Genomic DNA, 18,434 nt, shown 5'->3' with positions numbered 1-18,434 from the left:
CAGGAAGATCGAGGCGGCTTAGACCAATTCGCCCGCGCCGTTGCGGCTAATAGCCGTCCCGATGCCTTTGGTGGTATACACCTCCAATAGGAGCGAATGGCGGATGCGACCGTCAATGATGTGAATCTTGTTGACTCCCTTCTCCAAGGTATCGAGGCACGCTTCGACCTTGGGCAACATTCCGGTTTGGATGGCGCCCGAACGGATCAGCTCGCGGGCCTGCGATGCCGAGAGCGAGTCGATGAGGGATTCGGGATCGTCCTTGTCGGCCCGAACGCCGTTGACATCACTGAGGAAGACGAGCTTCTCGGCTTGCAGCGCCGTGGCCACGGCCATGGCGGCCAGGTCGGCATTCACGTTGAGGATTGTGTCGCCGTCTTCGGAAAGGCAAAGCGAGGGGATAACCGGCACGACCCCGCGGCGACAAAGTTCCGTGAGGGTTTCGGCATCGACGCGCGTCACTTCTCCGACGAAACCCAAGTCGATCGGTCGGCCCTCCGGACCTGTCAGCCCTGCCTTCCTTCCGAAAAGCACGTTCTTCGTCCGGACGCTCAATGAAGCGGCCGCACCCCCCAGGTCTTGTATCTCGCGAGCAAGCCGCGGTGCCAATTCCCCCGCCAGTACCTGTTCCACGATTCGCAAGGTCGCCTCGTCGGTAAATCGACGACCTTGGACGAACTTGGGTTGCAGTCCCGCCTTTTCCATGGCGCGCGAGATCGCAGCCCCGCCGCCGTGGACTACCACCGGCTGCATTCCCACCGTTTCCATGAAAAGGATGTCGAGCAGCAAATGCGTCATGGCACGCGGGTCTTCCAAGACGCTGCCGCCCAGCTTGATAACCGTCACCTTGCCGCGAAATTGGCGAATCCACCGCAAGGCTTCAATCAAAACGTCGGCTTTTTCAACGGCTTGCTGCAATCCGGATGTCTCCCGTTTGCTGGAACTGCAATGACGAAACCGACACGAATGTCCAACAACGTGCCGGGCAAATCTCAAGCTTTGCTACCGGCGGTAATCCGGCGCCGGTGATTCTTCCTTGTGAAATACTTAACCTCGGCCGGCAACGGCGGCGCGATGCCGGCCGCTCCGACCGAGGATATTGGCCGATCTTCGATCCCCGGCAAAGCCGAAGGGTGCTCGTGGTCCCGATAACATCAAAGGGGCGGACGCTGCCTGCCGCCTTCCCGTGCCCCTTGCACCTGAACACCTCTTCGGAAAGAAACTTTCATTTTCCGACGCAAGCTTGAGGGTGTCAACGACCGGTAACATCAGGGGGGCGATTCCGCCGAGTGTCGCCGATCTTCAGCCCGGCCCGACGGCCGCTTTCGGGATCGGCCCCAACGGCCTTGAAGGCTTGCACGCCGGGCGTGCGCTGCGGTACGATCGCCGCAACGCCTGCGGGCCGTTTTTTATCGGCCGAGATCGGTTGGGCGACTGAGACTCCGAGCCTTCCCCTCCCCTGACACCTTGCAGCAATCCCATTTGGCCGAGGCCGAAAAGGAAATGATTGAGCAGCCCACACGGTTTGAGGCTATCCCCTCTTTCACGGTATAATGAAATAAGGGAAAGTCGGCGGAACAGCCACATGGCCGTTCCGCATATTTTGCCGTTCGGTTGGAGTGCCGGAGCTTTTCGCCCGAGGTCCCGCGCGAAACGGTAAAACTAACGCTACTCGCTGGAAGACGCCTCCTCACCGGCCCAAGATGCAGGGCGCGGGTGTTTGGGCGTTTGCGGCGGCTAACAAGCCAGGCCGAACATGGGAATTCGCTTTTACTGCCCGAACGGCCACAAGTTGCACGTGAAGGCCTTTCAGGCCGGCATGCGAGGGATCTGTCCCTATTGCGGGGCAAAGGTGCAGATACCGCTTCAAAGCACGCGGGTGAGCACGAAACTTCAACGTGCACGAAGGCGGCAACTCGCGGCCGATCTTGCCGCAAAGCAGGGATCGCAGTCGGCGGTTGCGGATGATCGTGCTTCGCACGGTAGCTCGGGTCCGTCGGCCTTAACAACCCCTCCGCTTGATTTCGGCGCGAGCGTGAACGGCGAATCATCGACGCCCAGCTCCGGCTCGGAGGCGGTACCAGAGTATCGATCATTTCCGTCGCCCCTGACGGAGGAGGAGGTCGGGGCTTCCTTGGTGACCGGGGACCGTGTTGCCGTTCCGCCGGATGTAAGGGGCACCGCGGTTTTTGCCGCATCCTCAGCGACCGAGGAATCGCTTTCCGAAGGGGCGGGCGGAGAGGGCGACGCCGTTTTGGCGGATCCCCAGTTGGTTTGGTACGTCCGTCCGCCGTCCGGCGGCCAGTTCGGTCCGGCCACCGGCGACATCATGCAGCAATGGTTACAAGAAGGACGGATTACGCCCGACACGCTCGTCTGGCGGGAGGGTTGGAGAGACTGGCAGGAGGCTCGGCATATCTTCTCCTCTTTCGGCGGCACGGAACTCCCGCAGGCCGCGTCTATATCTCCGGCTGCCGAACGCATCCTCGCACAGCGGACTCCCCGACCATCCAAACGTCTCTCACCCTGGATTCTTGCCGTTCTGGCAACCATCGCGGTTGCAGTAATCGCCACTCTAGTATTTTTCTTGCTTGGCGGTTTCGGCGGCTCTACGTAGCCGGCGACGAAAAAGCCTCGGCGGCCGCTCACCTGTGCGACAGGAACGCAACACCTTATCATCAGAGTTGGGCCGTTTCGGGAAAACGCAAGGCACGGTGATGCCGTATTCCGATCGAGTTTCGAGCATCGGCGTCCGTATCAGCGGGGATCGGCCGCGGATGGCGATGGCGGCACGGCCCATTTAAGAGCCGGCACAAAGGTGGCAAACATGACCCGACGAGAAAGGCCGCGACCCCAATCCGAAGCGAGAAGTTCCCGGCAACCCAGGCAGCCCAAGAAAAAGCAAGGGGCTCGCCGTGTTCCCGTCGGCTCCGGGGGGGGAAGCGGCGAGCGTTTGCAAAAGATCCTCGCCGCCGCCGGAATCGGTAGTCGTCGCCAGTGCGAGGAATTGATTCGCATGGGACGCGTCGAAGTGGATCGCAAAGTCATTACCGAGCTTGGGTTTCGAGCGGATCCACTGCGGCAAAAGATTGCGGTGGACGGCGTGCCGATCCGACAAGAAAAGCCCTTGTATTACGCGGTGTATAAGCCCGACGGCGTGGTATGCACGAATCGAGACCCTTCCGGGCGGCTCCGTGTGATCGATTTAGTACCGGAAAAGGAGGCCCGACTGTTCGCGGTGGGGCGACTGGATATCCACAGCGAGGGTTTGATTTTGGTCACGAACGACGGGGAGCTGGCGAATCGCCTGACGCATCCCAAGTTCGGCGTCCCCAAGACCTACCTTGTTCAAGTCGCCGGGGAACCGGATCGCGAGGTCTTCGCCAAGCTGCTGCGGGGGATTCATCTGGCCGAAGGAATCGCTCGCGTGTCAAGCATCAAGGTGCGCCGCAAACACAAGCAAAGCACCATCTTGGAGATGGTGTTGAATGAAGGCCGTAATCGAGAAATCCGCCGCATCATGGCCAAGGTGGGGCACAAGGTGCAACGACTGAAGCGTATCGCCGTCGGCCCGATTCGCCTCGGCAAGATGTTGCCCGGCGATGCGCGACCGCTGACGCGCGAGGAGATCGCGGCACTTCGCCGGGAATCCGGGCGACGGCCCGTATGAGGTGCGACTACCCGCCCGCGGAAATGATCGCTGCACTCGGGAGCGCGGGCTCCGCCGATAGGCGTGACTTGCGCGGTTGGGCAATCTGGAATAGCGACTAGGGTCATCAACATGACATTCCCGAACCCGACACCTTCTCATGCCTGCGGCCGGGCGCTTACGGACGGCAAGATTTGGAGCGGCTCGGTTGAAATATTCCAGCAGGAGAAGATCGCGAAAGATACTTTTCGCATCCGGCTGAAGTGCCCGGAAATCGCCGGACGAATTGTTCCCGGGCAATTCGTGATGATGCGGCTGTCCGGTCGGCAAGACCCGCTCTTGGGACGGCCGCTCGCCATGTACGACGTCGCATTCTCGGCGGAGGAGGGATCGCCAAGTGAGTTGGATATCGTCTACATAACGCTCGGCCGCATGACGCGAACGTTGGCGACGCTTCGGCCGGGCGATCCTATCGAGATTTGGGGTCCGTTGGGCAATGGGTTCGCTCCTTGCCAAGCCCGCCATTTGATCCTCGTCTCCGGCGGTGTCGGTTACACACCGTTCTTGGCGGTGACCAAGGAGGCTCTGAGGGTTCAACAGTACGGGACGACGCCCCGAAACTCCCAAGTCCAAGACGTCGTCTTGTGCCACGGTGTGAGAACGGCGGACTATTTGCCGGATCTGACCCCTTTTTCCGGTGCCGGCGCCGAAGTTCTAGTCTCCTCCGAGGATGGAACCGTGGGGATAAAGGGGGTGGTTACGGAGATGCTGCCGCAAGTCTTGGATCGGTATCCGCTCGATTCCGCCTGCGTATACACCTGCGGACCGGAGCCGATGATGCGATCCGTCGTGGAGATATGTACCGGCCGCAGCGTGCCGTGCTTCGTGTCCATGGAGACGCCCATGGCCTGCGGTTTGGGCATCTGCTTTAGCTGCGTTGTCCGTCTCCGAGACGTGACGGCCCAATCCGATGAAGAATGGGACTACCACCGCGCATGCGTCGAGGGTCCCGTCTTCGACGGCTCGCGTGTGATCTTCGATTAGCGAGTGAGAAAGTGGCAGCAATCCGAGCGTCCGCAACATCACCCTTGCGTTGAACCCGCACCCGGAAACCGCGAGTTGGTGGAAAGACGTCCGGGGAAAGGTCAATCAGGAGGCCGCGCCGGTTTCGGACGGCGCGGTGACTGCTCGCTTTGCCTTCACCACGGCAGCCGACAGCCGCGACTTGGTTCGGGCGGCGGAATTGGGGTGAATGACGCGTTTAGCTGCGGCGCGATCCAGAAGTTTGGCCGCTTTTCGGATTTCGGATTCAGCCAGGCCTATATTACCCGCTGCGGCGGCCTCGCGAACCTTACGGCATTGCGTCCGCAGGGACCGTTTGATGGAACGGTTGTGCATCCGCCGTTGCTGATCTTGACGCAAACGCTTTTTCGCACTTCTGGTGTTTGGCATATCGACCTGAACCAACCGGTTCCGCTAACGAAGATCCAATACCACGGCCGTCGACCTGCACGGCCTTTCTCGGCTTTTAGTGCCTCGGCCATCCATCGCCGGAAACCGGTATTATGAGGGCTAGTCTTCGTCCTGTCCAGGGGGCAACTCGACCTCGATGGGTTCTTCCTCCCCGGCTTGAGTTGAGGCCCCTGCCCGTTGCTGCTCCAGCTTCTCGCCGATCTTGTCCAACAATTGGCCGATGTTCTTGTATGAATAGTCCATGGCGGCCAAGGCGCTGGCGAATTGCTCGGCCTGCTGGAACGCCCGAAGGCGATACGCCAAGACGGCGGCGGAATACAAGGCCCGCTTCTTGTTGTCGCTGTCACGATCCGCGATTTCCTGAACCGCTTGCTCGTAGTGCTTCATGGCCAGGCGGTGTTGACCGATTTTTTCGAAGCACTGGCCCAAATTGAGCAAGCAAAGCCCTTTTCGTCGCGGGTCGCTCTGGGCGGCCTGGTATTGCTTGATGGCGTCCTCGTACAAGCCATTGAGCTGGTAGCGCACCCCCAATTCGAAACGAAAAGCCTGGTTATTGGGGAACCGTTCGACTCGGTCTTTGTAGACTTCCAACTCCTTCGCCCACAGCGCTTTCCTCGCGGCATTGAGCCTTTGCTGATTGCGCTCGTCGGGCTTGGCGCGATATTCCACCTCGACCTTACCCAACTCGACGCGCAGCCGCCGCAATTGAACGTCTTCCAATTTTTCTTTGGCGGCAACGTCTTGGGTGGCTTCGAAGGCGCGCCGGAGCAAATCCTCCGCCTTGGCGTAGTCCTCCTCGCGAACGTAGATTTCGGCCAGCTCGTAGTACAACGGAAGGTTTTTCGGCTGTCGCTTGATCTCGACTTCCAGCCGTTCTTTCTTGCTGAGCGGCTCGCCGCCGCGAACGATTTCGCCGCCTGCCGCCTCCACCTTCCGTCGCGACTCGCCCGTTCCCTCGTCGTAGCCGCCGCCCGCGATCGTCTTTTCAACGGCGAGGTTGGCGATGTTCCGGGAGGCGTCGGGATCATTGGGGCGAAGTTGCTCTACTTTGTGCCACATGGCGATGGCCTGGTCGTACATTCCCAAGTCGGCCAGCGTCTTGGCACAGCGGCGGCACATTTCGACGTCTTTGGGATTAGCGTCGAGCGCCATTTTCAGGTAAATGAGTTGCGTCTCCTGAAAATCGCACTGCTCGCAAGCCTCGGAAAGGGCCGTCAGGACGGTCGTGTCCCAAGGATTGACCTTGAGGGCCTCCGCCCCATACTTGAAGACGTTGACCCAATCCTTCTTTTGCAGGGCTTTCTTGATTGCGCTCCGCAAAGGCGCTAACTTGAAGAAGGAAAAGCTCTTGCCTTTCTTGTTGTTGTTGTATTTCTTCTTGAGGTTGGCGAGGAACGCCTGGAGGTAGATCGCATTGCCGGGGTCTCCGACCACGCATTCCGTGTAGATGTCCGCGGCGTAGTCGAAGTTTTCCTGCGCGGCGATGCGGTTGCCGTACTCAAAGCATTCCTTGAGCTTTTTGCGCTTCGCCGGGCTTGGTTCCGGGAGACGCGTGTCAACGGCTTGTGTGGGGGTTTCTGATGCCATGGCGGCCTCGATAAGTAGAGCAACCTCGAGCGTAGCCCGAAAAACATCCGTTTTTCCCGCGAGGGCCTTTCCCGGACTCTATCATCATTGTACCTGCCGCAAATGTCAACTCAACGGCCAAACGGGCGGTTCCGCACGATCACGACGGCGGCGACGCGAGGCGGACCAGTTATCAAAAAACCTTCCCGAGCCTGCATTTACTTCGAATGACTGATTCTCTTCAGCCTGACGCAGACTTCGCCCGCCCGGATCGGAATCCTGCCCGGAGCCAAGCGACCGCGCCCGCATCTGTTCCCGCCGGCGGTCCGTCTCCAAGCATGATTCGGGAGAAAACGTCTCTCACGGGTTGCGTTTATCTTGTAGGAGCCGGTCCCGGAGATCCCAGGTTGCTGACTCTTTGGGCAGCCGACATCCTCCGGAAGGCGGACCTCGTGCTTTACGACTATCTCGTCGATCCTCGCGTACTCGACCTGGTGCCCCCCCAGGCGGAAAAAGTCTCCCTGGGGCACCACAGTCTCGGTTTTCATTGGACGCAGGAAGAGATCAATCGGCGGATATTGGAGGCCGCGGCCCAGGGTAAAACGGTGGTGCGTTTGAAAAGCGGGGATCCCGTCGTTTTCGGGCGGCAGGCGGACGAGGCGGAATTCCTGCGAGAAGCGGGTGCTCGGATCGTCATCATACCCGGTATTACCGCCGGACTCGCGGTGGGTTCTCTCAGCGAGATCCCTCTAACGCATGCCAAGTTTGCCTCGGCGGTCGCTTTGGTGACGGGGCAGCAGTCGCATCAGTCCCACGGCGTACCCTTGAACTACCAATCCTTGGCGGCGTTTCCGGGCACTTTGGTGTTCTACATGGGTGTTCGTTCGGCGTCCGTTTGGGCTTCGGAGCTGATGCGGCACGGCAAACCCGCCGACACCCCGGTGGTCTTGGTTCGCCGATGCGGGCGGCCCACCCAAGAGACCGTCCACACGTCACTGGGAGAGATCGCCGACGTCATCGAACGGGACGGTATCAAACCCCCGGCGGTCATCGTAGTCGGAGAGGCTGCTCGGCATGCCCCGGCCCGATCCTGGTTCGTGGATCGCCCCTTGTTCGGACGGTGCTGCGTGGTCACCCGTCCCGAACACCAAGTCGGCAAGATTCGGGATATGCTGGTGGAATTGGGCGCCGAAGTCCTCACGCAGGCGGCCGTCGAGATCGTAGCCCCGGACGAGTGGACTGATGTTGATGCAGCCATAGCCGACCTCGGGGCTTTCGACTGGGTCGTGTTTTCCAGCGCCAACGGTGTACGCTTCTTCTTGGATCGGATGGGGCAACTGGGCCGGGACGCCCGGGCCTTCGGCGCGGCACGCATAGCTGCTATCGGGCCGGGGACGGCGGAAGAATTGCTGCGATACCATATTCGCGCCGATCTGGTCCCGCCCGAATTCCGAGCCGAATCCTTGGCCGAAGCCCTGCTGGCGAACGAGCACGGGCGGCGGTACCTGCTGGTCCGTGCGAGCCGGGGGCGCCCGACGCTGGGGGAAGCCCTCGTTCGGGCCGGCCGGGAAGTCCGGCAGGTTGTAGTCTATATCAACCGCGATATCGAAACGCCCCATCCGGATGTCCTCGCACGCATGCGTGCCGGTTCCGTCCATTGGGTGACTGTCACCAGCTCCTCCATCGCGGCCTCGCTCGTTCGCCTTTTCGGCGAAGATCTGCGGCGCGTCAGACTGGCTTCGATCAGCCCCATTACCAGCGAAACCCTTCGCGGTCTGGGCTTCGAGCCGACTGTGGAGGCAACGGTCTACACCATCCCGGGTATCGTGGACGCTATTTGCGAATATGAAAGGACGGCTCCGGAACGCGGGGCGAGTTCCCCTGCCTTGTAACCCGACGGGAAAACGGCCGATGAGATGAGGCCGTACCAGACTTGACTTGCCGCACTCGGCGGCAGCCATGTTGGTCGCAACCCTACGCTTTGAAGAATGAAAAAATATCCGGTCGAGTCGCGGCGGAATCCGCAAAGAGTTTTGGCTTACGGGATTTCGCGGTACGTGGTAAAGCTGGCATAACCTAGCAGTGCCGCTGCCACAAGAAAGCCGACATCCATGATGACGTTCGCCTTGCCGAAGGGCAGACCGATCGCGAGGTCAAGACCGAAGAGGAGAACCATGAGTCCCGCCGCTACCATACCAAAAACGCACAGGGCCTTAGGCATTGGTGGAATTCCCCACGGATGCGTTCCCAAACCGAACCTCGTGAGCCGGCCGCCTCGAGATTTGCTCTCGTCGTGACATGGCTCGGCGGTGCAGTCAAGCTAAGCTTGGTCGCCCGTTTCCTACGGTGACGCGGATTGGAAAAAGTATGATCTCTTCAGCGATTGCTTTCAACCTGAGGTTAAGTCGACAAAGGTGAATCCGAAAAGCCCCGACGGGCAGCGTGGCACATCAGTCTCGAAACGAGCCGGCCGAAAATAATCGGCTCCGGCGGATAACACTGTTTAGCCAGGCTTATGACATATCAAGCCTCGACGAAAGTCGGCAGTGAATCCGCCGTTCGAAATCGACTCGAAACTTGACGTCAATTATCCATACTAATCACTCTAGCTAGATTAACAATAGTCCACCCTTCGCGTTGGGGGGCGGCCTTAGTGGATCACCGGATGGGGAGGTGAGCGTTGACTTGCCTCTGCGACACCGTGCACCGACGACATGCAAGGGCTACAAGGTGAGCGAGGCCGATCGGCGACGGTGACTCAGCTAAGCTTGGCCTTGCACGCGGCCGGCCAGGGTGGGTTTTGGCTGAGGACATCCGCCCGGATGCTATCCATCAACCGTGTAAGTCGGTCCGTTCTTCGTTGCAGTCGGGAACGGGGGTGGTAAGAATAAGGCATGATTGTCAGGCCGCGACAGGGACCTGACGCGCGTTTACGAACCGACAGAGAAGTCGTTACGGAAGCGACACGAGGTAACCTCTATTGGGCTGCATGAGCTGTACTTGGAACCGGAGAGATTGGCCAGCGAAGCCCCATCTTTGTTCGTACTGCTATTGAAAGGCGTTCAGGGATGGCCGACTGGGTCACGCTCGCCCGCATTGTGATCGAGTATCAAGGCGTTCGTGCCGTCCTCGAGGGACACGGTACGCCACCGTACGCTCGCCGTCGCTTCTGGCAATGCGACGACCCTCGGGTTAAGAGATATCTCGACAGCGTGACGTCCCTTGGCGTGCTGAGAGAAGAGATCGCGGAACCCCAGCCCCTGTTCATAGATAATTGGGCGCTCGAAGCCGGGCGGATCGTTGCGGACAAGGTGGGTGCCAAGATCATCTGGGAGGAGCCGTACCGGATCATCAAGCCGCTGCCCGAGATCGACGAGGAAACGGGAGGTGTGTACACGGTTTAGCCGCGGAGCGCGTGAATGACCAAAATCGGCAAGGAAGAAGGCGACGGCGATCGGACCGTGGGAGCACGGAGGTCTCCGATGGGAAATCCGGGACAGGAGTCGGCCGTCCCGAGGCGGGAGACACTTCGGTCCGAACCGGCGGCGCGGACACGAAGCGCGGCCGGGCTCGACGATCACCACCGCCGCAAGTCGGCGACGGCCCAGGACAGGCTGGAACGGCTTTTCTTGGAGGCCGTCGGCGACCGTTTCTACGGCCGGGTGAGTATCGAAGCGGCCTTTGAAGACGGACGCCCTTGGGCGATCCGCCGCCGAATCAAAGTGATGGATAAGTGAGAAGATTACCGTAGGAGTCGGACTTGTCGCTGACCGAAGCCAACTTCCGTTGCAGGATGGCATTCGTTGTCAGCATATTCGGGTGAACGGCAGGAGCCGGGAGCATGTGGTCCGTATTGGCAGTTGTCGTCGGCGTCGCCTGCCTCGGGGTCGAGGTCGGTTGGCGGCCCTTGCCGGACGGCGGAACCGAATACGTAATTCGCGTATCTCCGGAGGAGTTGGCGGATCTGGAATTGGGCGATATCATCGCGGCGAGCGATGTGCCTGCCAACTTGCCACCGATTCGGAGCTATCGTATCGAAGTGGGACGCGGGGCGGTCGAACGTAGCGTTCCCTCTCGCGGCGGCGGCCCATCGGAGACGTCTGAGATGCCCGAGAACCGTGGCGCCGGCGATCGTCAGCGGCCGCTCCCATCCGGCACCGCTGCCTCAGCCACGATCCCGTTGGTATTCACCGAACCGGCCGTTTCGCAGGCGATGGATCGCTCGCTGCCCGTTCCCCCGCGGGAATCCCAACATTCATCCGACCAGGTGCGGGGGCCGACGGAAAGTGATGCCGATCAGCAAGCCGATCCGGCCGAAACGCAGCCGGAAGCTCAGGATCAGCAACCCCCGACAAAGACCGGCGAGGCTTCGGTTGAGCCGCGGATTAACAATTCCGAGTCGCTAATCCAGACACTCGCGTTATCGGGGATGACGGCTTCCTTTGCGGCGGTGCTTTACATCGGTTGGATTGCCTGGGAGTATCGTCGGAAGTATCTGGAATTGCTGCGATCTGGCCGGCCGTTGACGCCGTTCGAGGGCCGGGATAGCGGCCTGCCTGCTACCGACGGCCCGGACGTCTCTCCCAAAGAGGCCTACGAAGGAAATACCCACCGCCCTTCTCCACCGGAATCCAAGGATTTTTAGGCAGGGGACCGAGATGATTCCTCATCGCTTCCCTGGGAGGCCGGGATCGAGGTTCTCACCGTCTCTCTTGGTTTTCTTCTGCATCAATGCCGGGGTAAGAACTCGGCGACTTCCCGGTTCGATCCGCCGAAGGAATCGGCGACGACGGACGGTCCCGCTTTCTCGACGGCTGAAATGATGTCCTTCTGGGTGAACATGCCTGTAAAAACGATGGGTTCGTTGGGGCGTCCGGCGGGGAAAACAACGACCACCGGGACCTGTTGGAATCCTAGCCAATCGAGGAATCGCGTAACCTCGGGCGACTCATGGGTCCAGTCCGCTTGGAGCAACACCACCTTGTTTTCTTGCAAAGTACGGCGAACCGCGTCGGTATTCAGAATGGTCGCTTCCAGGGTCTTGCAATTGACGCACCAATCCGCCGTGCAATCCACCAAGATGGTGTATCGACCGGGCCGAACCAAGGGCTTGTCCGCCGGATCGCCCGCGACGATTTGCTTGCCCTCTCGCAAGAGTTTCAGGTCAACGATGCTCGTCGCCCGCCTGACGAAACGGTGCTCCATGACGGACAGAAGGCCGCCCCAGCGGCGACCGTCAACACGAATGCCGGGAAATAGGAGCAGCCACATGACGGCCACGAAGGCGGCCGCTTCCAGCCATGCGCGGAACTTCTTGGCGGGACTAGCCGTGAGCCCCGTCCGTTCCACCCACCACAGCGCCGCCCAAATCGCAAAGAGCAAGCCCAGGGTCGGGGCGAGATACGGCCAATCGAGGTAGGTAAAGATGTAAACCACGGTGCCCAGCAGTACGAAGCCCATCAGCCGTTCGAAGGATTCCATCCACGCTCCGGGCTTAGGCATGAATCGCATCAACTCCGGAAAGGCTCCGATCACGAGGTAAGGGCTCGCCATCCCCAAACCGACGCTCATAAAGACGGCAAAGACCACGCTCGGGGGCTGAGAGAAGGCCCACGCCAAGGCCGCGCCCATGAAGGGGCCGGTGCACGGCGTGGCTAGAATCGTGGTCAGAACCCCCTTGATGAAGGCCCCGGCAACCCCTTCCTTCTGCGCCAATTGCACGGCCTTGCCGGACCCGACGAAACCGGGTATCGGAATGCTCCACACGCCCAGGAACGCCAACGCCATCGCGAATACGATGGCTGCCATAACGACATTGAATTCGGCAAACTTGAATAGGTAGCCCCAGCCCAGCTTCAAGAAGACGGCCAGAATCGCCAACAGCAAGAAGATGGATAGCAAGCCCGCCGAATACCAGGCGTTCAAGAAAAAGGCTCGGCGCCGGTCCTCTCCCGCCGTTTGAATGAAGGATAGCAGTTTCAAACCGATCACCGGGAGGACGCACGGCATCACGTTCAAAATGATGCCGCCCAGAAATCCCGCCGCGATTTTCAAGAGGAATTCCTGCCAACTCCACTTCGTGAATCCCGCATTGGCTTGCATCGCTTCCGGATCGAATTCGTCCCCGACCAAAGCCAGGAACGTCCGCATCGTGAACGGTTGCCAGGGGAGATCGCTTCCCGACCAATCGTCGGGGATAGGGGAAATCAAGCCGCCTTGGGGAGTCGCGGCCGCGAGCGGCCTCGGGGCATCACCGGAATCGGACCTGGTCGGCACCGGCTCTTCTTCGCTCGTGGGCGATTTCTCGGCAAGGAGCGTAGGCCACAGCGCGGCGAGCACATCTTCCGCAATCGGGGCCGAGGCGACCCGCGTCGCGGAAAATGGGAAGTCTTGCGGGGGCAAGCAACTCGAGGCATCACACGGTTGGGCGTTCAAGACGCCTTGAATTGCCAATCGGCTCGCATCCACGGTGGAATCGATCTCGATGGCCGCCGTCCACCAAACCACGCCGTCGTGCGTTTCCACCTCGATACCGGGAAATGCTTCTTCCGTCTTCTTGACCGGACTGCGATTTGGAGCGAAAGGGCTGATAACCCGTACTCCTTGGTCCGGGTTCACGCGGATACGCGTCGGGCGAGGGCCGTCCCCGGTTTGCGTCACGGAGTAGATGTGCCAGCCCGGTTCGATCTCCGCTTGAACGAACAGCAATGCCGGCCGCGACGGCGTCGGCTCGGTGAAAACCGCCTTTACCCGGACCTTCGGGGACCCGAATAGGCCCCCGCTGCCGGGGTTCAACGAAAACTGTGCTTCCGCCAAGTGCGAGCACACCAGGGACAGGACGACCGTGACGACTGCCGGAATCAACACGCGCGGCGCACTCCCGGCAAAGGTACGGCGAAGATCCGTCATAGTTCCTTTCTCCTCAAATCCATGCGAGAACGTCGGTGATGTTGGGCGGCAATGGAGATCGGTCGGCGGATGAAATCCAAACCCGTAGACTTACCTATGATATGGCCCCGCCGCGATTCCGGCCAAGGGTCGATGCCGCTTTGCCATCGTTCTCAAGTGTGCGAAGGCCCCGCCGCAGACGCCGCATGAGCCCTTCAGCGAATAGACACCTCGCCCGCGCTAGCCCTCGCAAAGTAGCAAGGGCCGCGGTTTGGGAGTGGGGCGGCTTCGGCCCGGTTCAAGCAGCAAACCGTTGACGTTGACCGCGCCACAGGTAGGGAATAGATTACGAGTAGATGCTTGTCGGACTCCCATGGCAACGTACCCAAATGAGGTTGCCGGCGCACGCGGGGCATCGCCCATGGCTTGGACCTACTTCAAACGCTACCGCATGGAAATCGACCTGGTCGAAAAGCCGCCGGAACCCGTTTTGCCGCCCAACTATCGTTTCCTGCCGTGGCGTGACGAATTGCTGATGCACCATGCCCGTGTCAAATTCCAGAGTTTTCGGCATGAGATCGATGCCAACGTCTTTGCCTGTTTTACCCACGAAGATGGTTGTCGCCGCTTAATGGAGGCCATCCGACGAAAGCCGGGTTTTTTGCCGGAAGCGACCTGGCTGGCGGCTTTCCAAGATGATTCCCCGCCCGGCCGTCTCGAATACTGCGGGACCATTCAGGGCATACTTGATCTGGATACGCGCGTGGGAGCAATTCAAAACGTGGGGGTTACACCGGGGCATCGTAATCGCGGCATCGGCTCAGCGCTCTTATTGCTCGCCTTGAACGGGTTTCACGAGGCGGGCGCGATTCGGGCTTTTCTGGAGGTCACGGCCGAGAACGAAGGCGCCATTCAACTCTACGAACGTCTCGGTTTCGCCATCGTTCGCACGGTTTACAAGGTGGCGGATGTTCCGGCCGGACGGTGAGCGATTGCTCGCTTCGCCGCTGCCGCCCCGCGCAACCGTCCGGCACGTTAAGATTGTGATCGATTCCACGAATAGCCGTATGAGGTCGCACGAATCGACACTCGCGCCCTATCCGTGGGTGTCGTCGAGGAACACGTATCACGCGATCTCGAACGGCCTTATAATGACTTCATTCCTGCGGGATCATGGCAATTATGGGGGGAAGCCGCGTCGCGCAGCGGTCGCTTGCCGAGGGACTTGCGGTGCAGCGGATACCGGCTGAAAGGTTTCGGGCAGGAAGGGGTTTCGCCGTACAATTCCGAATCCTTGCGCTGGCAGGCGCGAGTGGGAATTAAGAAGGGCGTGGGAAGTGAGCACACACATGCGCCGAGCGTCTTCCGTGCGGACGGCAAGTCGGAAATTGCCGACTCCTTCGGCGATGATTCGTGCCGTGTTAGTCGCCGGGATGATCCTCTTACCCGCGATGGACGACTGTTTTCGGGTGAAGCCGCCGCAGACCTTCGCGGCGGAAGGCGACGATTCCAGCCCTGCGAACGGGGCGGAGGCCAAGACCGAGCCCGCGGAAGGCGATAAGAAAACACAAGTCGTCCGCATCACGCTGCCCATTACGGGACCGACCGCGTCCCGGCTCAAGCAATGGGTGCGCGACGTCTTGAATGACCGCGGCGGTCCGCCGAAGAACATGATCTTCGTCTTTGCAACCAACCGCGGTGAGGAGCAATTTGCGTCGCGTAGCGAATTTGGGGCATGTTATGACATGGCCGAGTTTCTGACAGGCGACGAGTTGAGTCGCGTACGCACGATCGCCTACGTCCCCTATCGTGCCGAGGGCCATGCCGTCCTGGTCATTTTGGCGTGCGGCCAGGTCATCCTCGCACCGGACGCCGAGTTGGGCTCCGCCGGAATCGCGGAAAAGCGGATTTCTCCGCCCATGCTCAGCGCTTACCGCGAAATTGCCCAACGGCGTCGCGTCATGCCGGTGGAGATCGCCCTCGGGATGCTGGATGCGGAACGAACGGTTTTGCAGGTGGAAACCGACGTGGAGCGAGTGTTCGTCACCCCGGAGGGGCTCGAACAATTGGGACGCCCCGTGGTGGGCCGGCCCGCCGTCCTGTTTCCGGCCGGACAGCTCGGGCGACTCACCGGGCGCGAGGCCAGGGCCTTGGATTTGATCGACTACACGGCGGCGGACCTCCGCGAACTCTTGGTCGCCCTGGCCATACCGCAATCCGAAGTCGATGAGGAAGTACTAGCCGGCGGCACGTGGCAAGCGGTCCAAGTGCGGATTCACGGGCCGATTCGTGCGACGACGGTGCAACGGGCTCAAAAACTGATCGAGGATGCGTTGCGGAGAGATGTCAACCTCGTGTGCCTGAACATCGACAGCGCGGGCGGCTCGCCGGTCGATTCGTTGCGGCTCGCCACCTTCTTGGCCGTGGATTTGCCCGGCGACCGCATTCGCACCGTGGCCTACGTTCCCAGGCAGGCCCTTTCCGACGCGGCGCTCATTGCCCTGGCTTGCGATCATTTGATCCTGCATCCGGATGCCCGCCTGGGAGGCGAAGGAGACGGTCTCCTCTCCGACGACGAATTGGCCGAGGTGCGGCGGACGTGGCGCGAAGTGGTCGCCCCCCAGATGAAACGATCCTGGTCCCTGCCCGTCGCCATGCTCGATCCCAATCTGGAGGTGTTTCGCTATACCCGCAAGTCGGCACCGGCAATGAGCGATTTTTATTCACCGGAGGAATGGCAAAGCCTGCCGAATCCGGAGGATTGGGTGAAGGGCGAAGCGGTAACGACCCCGGGGGCTCCCCTTCAGTTGACGGGCAAGCAAGCGCTGGAATTCGGCTTGGCGAAAGAGACGGTCGATTCCTTCGCCGCCATGAAAGAGTTGTACGGCCTGGAAAATGATCCCGCCCTGCTCGAACCGACATGGTCGGATATGCTGATCGAAGGGCTGGCCTCGCCCGGGGTGGCCGTGGCTTTAGTCATCATCGGGTTCGTCAGCCTTCTCATCGAATTGCAGACTCCCGGCATCGGGGTGGGGGCCTTCGTCGCAACCGTCTGCTTCGTGCTCTTTTTCTGGAGTCGCTTCCTCGGGCAAACCGCGGAGTGGCTGGAAATCATCCTCTTCTTAGTCGGGCTGACCTGCCTGGCCGTCGAATTGTTCGTCTTGCCGGGCTTCGGCATCTTCGGATTGGGCGGCGGTGCATTGATCCTCGCGTCGCTGGTCTTGGCTGGTCAGACCTTTATTTGGCCGCGCAACAACTACCAATGGGCGCAGTTCCAACAATCGCTCTTGGTCGTCGCCGCCGCAGCCGTGGGAACGGGAATCGTCGCTTCCTTAGTGGGGCGATGGTTGCCGCACACACCTGGCATCGGGCGGATCGTACTGTTACCGCCGACCGAGGAAGAGGCCGAGGCCATGGAGCGCCGCCGCAGCCTGCTTCCGGTGGACGAATCCCTGGTCGGTGAGCGAGGGACGACGGTGACCCCGCTCTTGCCCGGCGGCAAGGCCCGCCTGGCCGGACGGCTGCTGGACGTCCTCGCGGAGGACGGCGAACCGATCGACTCCGGCAGCGATGTCGTCGTAACCGAGGTCCGCGGAACGCGGATTTTCGTTCGGCCGCTGACGTGACGGGCGGCACGGTGCTCGCGATCGTCGTGGAAACGGGGCCGCATACGCGCGGCAAAGCCTTCTTGACGTGCCACGACAAACCTTTCACACTGCTATCATGATGCGGGGCCGTTGTCGGCACGGCACACGGTCGCCCCTTTCGGGCCGAGACTGTTGGAAGGGCGAGCGAAGAGGCCTTCGGACGGAAGGTCGGATCTCCAGCAAAGTTTGGTTTGCGGTTACAGCCGGGGAATGCTCATCATGGAAGTCATCATCAAGGACAGTTACGAAGAAATGTGTGCGGCGGCGGCGAAAGCGGCCGCCAGAGTTTTGAACAACAAGCCCAACGCCGTGCTGGGGCTCAGCACGGGAAATACGCATCGCGGCCTATATCTAGAATTGGTCAAGATGTACAAAGAGGGACTTCTCGATTTTTCACAAGTCACGACGTTCAACCTCGACGAATACGTGGGCTTGGGCCGCGATCATCCCCAAAGCAACCGCTATTTCATGCACGAGCATCTGTTCAAGTTCGTCAATATTCCCCCGCAAAACACGTACTTCCCACTCGGCACCACCGACAATTACGAGGCCTACTGCCGCTGGTACGAACAGCGAATCCAGAATTGCGGCGGTATAGATTTGCAGATCCTGGGCATCGGGACGGAAGGACAAATCGGTGCCAACGAGGCGGGCAGTTCGATGGGGTCTCGCACCCGAATCAAAACGCTTTCCAAGAATCGCTTGGCGGAGTTCGCTCAGCAGTTCGATCCCGATGAAGAGTTACCCTCGTTCGCCATTACGATGGGAGTGGGAACCATCCTCGACGCCAAACGCATCATCGTGATTGCCCACGGAGAAGCGAAGGCGGATGCCGTCGCGGCCGCGGTGGAAGGCCCGATTACAAGCATGGTGACGGCCTCGGCCCTGCAACTGCACCGCGATGCCGTCGTCTTTCTCGACCGGCAAGCGGCATCCAAGCTGAGATTGGCCGATTACTACCTCTGGGTCCAAGAGAAACGCCCGGACGCACCCGACAGATGATTTGATTCTTCTTTTTGGCGTCGCTTCTCCGGGCGGAGCGGTCGCGTCGGACTACGCTTTGGTCGTATCGCATCGTATGCCTCCGGCCGGCTGACGATCTACAGCGGTCGGCTCATTCCGAGGAAATTCCGCGGAGATTGTGACGGACCGGCGGGGTGGAGCACCATTCCTTGCTCCGAACGAATGGCGCACAGTAAGGCGATGGAACC

General features: G+C 60.6%; 15 protein-coding genes. 10 read left to right on the top strand and 5 right to left on the bottom strand.

The annotated features are described in order from the left end of the window. Positions 1 to 18 precede the first annotated feature (18 nt). Entirely contained in the window at positions 19 to 918 is a 900-nt protein-coding gene (gene argB / locus ACZ5B4_RS06200) for an acetylglutamate kinase (RefSeq protein ID WP_464913563.1), read from the bottom strand. A gap of 1,219 nt (positions 919 to 2,137) precedes the next feature. Between argB and ACZ5B4_RS06195 the strand changes: the two genes are divergently transcribed. From ACZ5B4_RS06195 to ACZ5B4_RS06185, 3 genes are all read left to right on the top strand, one after another. Next, positions 2,138 to 2,617 carry a DUF4339 domain-containing protein gene (locus ACZ5B4_RS06195; protein ID WP_464913562.1) on the top strand — a complete coding sequence of 160 codons (480 nt, stop codon included), beginning with the start codon at positions 2,138 to 2,140 and terminating at the stop codon, positions 2,615 to 2,617. A 336-nt stretch (positions 2,618 to 2,953) separates the two neighbouring features. Then, the gene (locus ACZ5B4_RS06190; RefSeq protein WP_464913561.1) at positions 2,954 to 3,670 is read left to right on the top strand and encodes a pseudouridine synthase; all 717 of its coding nucleotides are present in this window, start codon (positions 2,954 to 2,956) and stop codon (positions 3,668 to 3,670) included. A gap of 111 nt (positions 3,671 to 3,781) precedes the next feature. Next, positions 3,782 to 4,693 carry a dihydroorotate dehydrogenase electron transfer subunit gene (locus ACZ5B4_RS06185; protein WP_464913560.1) on the top strand — a complete coding sequence of 304 codons (912 nt, stop codon included), beginning with the start codon at positions 3,782 to 3,784 and terminating at the stop codon, positions 4,691 to 4,693. 105 nt (positions 4,694 to 4,798) lie between these two features. On the opposite strand, the gene rpsT is transcribed toward ACZ5B4_RS06185, so the two are convergent. Together rpsT and ACZ5B4_RS06175 are read right to left on the bottom strand one after the other, a co-directional pair. Further along, positions 4,799 to 5,047: a 30S ribosomal protein S20 gene (gene rpsT, locus ACZ5B4_RS06180; RefSeq protein ID WP_464914001.1), complete on the bottom strand. Its 249-nt coding sequence runs from the start codon at positions 5,045 to 5,047 to the stop codon at positions 4,799 to 4,801. A 174-nt stretch (positions 5,048 to 5,221) separates the two neighbouring features. Further along, positions 5,222 to 6,709: a tetratricopeptide repeat protein gene (locus ACZ5B4_RS06175; protein ID WP_464913559.1), complete on the bottom strand. Its 1,488-nt coding sequence runs from the start codon at positions 6,707 to 6,709 to the stop codon at positions 5,222 to 5,224. Positions 6,710 to 6,915: 206 nt separating this feature from the next. Between ACZ5B4_RS06175 and cobA the strand changes: the two genes are divergently transcribed. Next, entirely contained in the window at positions 6,916 to 8,580 is a 1,665-nt protein-coding gene (gene cobA, locus ACZ5B4_RS06170) for a uroporphyrinogen-III C-methyltransferase (protein WP_464913558.1), read from the top strand. Positions 8,581 to 8,726: 146 nt separating this feature from the next. Here the strand turns inward: cobA and ACZ5B4_RS06165 are convergent, their stop codons facing one another. Continuing rightward, on the bottom strand, positions 8,727 to 8,909 hold the full coding sequence (locus ACZ5B4_RS06165) for a hypothetical protein (RefSeq protein WP_464913557.1): 183 nt from the start codon (positions 8,907 to 8,909) through the stop codon (positions 8,727 to 8,729). An 847-nt stretch (positions 8,910 to 9,756) separates the two neighbouring features. Here ACZ5B4_RS06165 and ACZ5B4_RS06160 point away from each other — a divergent pair. The 3 genes from ACZ5B4_RS06160 (at position 9,757) to ACZ5B4_RS06150 (ending at position 11,333) form a co-directional block, all read left to right on the top strand. After that, positions 9,757 to 10,092 carry a hypothetical protein gene (locus tag ACZ5B4_RS06160; RefSeq protein WP_464913556.1) on the top strand — a complete coding sequence of 112 codons (336 nt, stop codon included), beginning with the start codon at positions 9,757 to 9,759 and terminating at the stop codon, positions 10,090 to 10,092. 15 nt (positions 10,093 to 10,107) lie between these two features. Next, the gene (locus ACZ5B4_RS06155) at positions 10,108 to 10,425 is read left to right on the top strand and encodes a hypothetical protein (RefSeq protein WP_464913555.1); all 318 of its coding nucleotides are present in this window, start codon (positions 10,108 to 10,110) and stop codon (positions 10,423 to 10,425) included. 104 nt (positions 10,426 to 10,529) lie between these two features. Further along, complete coding sequence (locus ACZ5B4_RS06150; RefSeq protein WP_464913554.1) at positions 10,530 to 11,333, top strand: hypothetical protein; 804 nt, start codon at positions 10,530 to 10,532, stop codon at positions 11,331 to 11,333. A gap of 83 nt (positions 11,334 to 11,416) precedes the next feature. Here ACZ5B4_RS06150 and ACZ5B4_RS06145 read toward each other — a convergent pair whose 3' ends face one another. Beyond that, positions 11,417 to 13,597, bottom strand: coding sequence for a protein-disulfide reductase DsbD family protein (locus ACZ5B4_RS06145; protein ID WP_464913553.1), 2,181 nt, complete (start codon positions 13,595 to 13,597; stop codon positions 11,417 to 11,419). Between the two features lie 400 nt (positions 13,598 to 13,997). Between ACZ5B4_RS06145 and ACZ5B4_RS06140 the strand changes: the two genes are divergently transcribed. From ACZ5B4_RS06140 to nagB, 3 genes are all read left to right on the top strand, one after another. Next, positions 13,998 to 14,564 (top strand): GNAT family N-acetyltransferase, encoded by a 567-nt coding sequence (locus tag ACZ5B4_RS06140; protein ID WP_464913552.1) that lies wholly within the window; start codon positions 13,998 to 14,000, stop codon positions 14,562 to 14,564. A 430-nt stretch (positions 14,565 to 14,994) separates the two neighbouring features. Then, positions 14,995 to 17,202, top strand: coding sequence for an NfeD family protein (locus ACZ5B4_RS06135; protein ID WP_464913551.1), 2,208 nt, complete (start codon positions 14,995 to 14,997; stop codon positions 17,200 to 17,202). A gap of 240 nt (positions 17,203 to 17,442) precedes the next feature. Then, positions 17,443 to 18,225: a glucosamine-6-phosphate deaminase gene (gene nagB / locus ACZ5B4_RS06130; protein ID WP_464913550.1), complete on the top strand. Its 783-nt coding sequence runs from the start codon at positions 17,443 to 17,445 to the stop codon at positions 18,223 to 18,225. The last annotated feature ends 209 nt before the right edge of the window (positions 18,226 to 18,434 follow it).

It is taken from the genome of Thermogutta hypogea (assembly GCF_055386265.1).
Note: the sequence above shows the minus strand (reverse complement) of the source record. Positions and strands in the feature narration are given on the sequence as shown.